Below are 433 nucleotides of genomic sequence, written 5' to 3'. Positions count from 1 at the left end.
GCCGAGGACGTCCACCACGAACGGCGGCGACGATTCCACCGCCGCTCCGGTTCGCGCCCGCAGCCAGGCAGCCTTGCGGCGGCGTTCGATCGCCTGCGAACCGCCGGGATCGAGCCCGTCGAGTTGCGACGTCTCGTCGAAGAGCTGGTCGTCGCCCCGGTCATCACCGCTCATCCCACCGAGGTGCGTCGGCAGACCGTGCTCACCGTGCTGGGCGACGTCGCCGCCCTGCTCACCGCCCGGGCCGGCGGGTCCGACCCCGCCGAACGCGACGAGGTCGAGCCGCGCCTCGCCGTGCGCATCCTCACGCTCTGGCAGACCGCCCTGCTGCGGCTGTCGAAGCTCCGGGTCGCAGACGAGATCGGTGAAGCGCTGCGCTACTACGACGCGAGCCTGTTCGAGGTGATCCCACGCGTCGAGGCCGAGCTCGAAC

General features: G+C 71.8%; 1 protein-coding gene. It reads left to right on the top strand.

Going from position 1 to position 433, the window contains the following annotated elements:
* Positions 1-433: phosphoenolpyruvate carboxylase (locus I6F37_RS40705; protein WP_225154477.1), on the top strand; the 433-nt coding region annotated here is incomplete at both ends.

The sequence above is a fragment of the Bradyrhizobium sp. NBAIM08 genome (genome assembly GCF_020193935.1).
GTDB classification, from domain to species: Bacteria; Pseudomonadota; Alphaproteobacteria; order Rhizobiales; family Xanthobacteraceae; genus Bradyrhizobium; species Bradyrhizobium yuanmingense.
The sequence above is the reverse complement of the archived record's forward strand: the minus strand, read 5'-3'. Positions and strand labels throughout refer to the sequence as shown.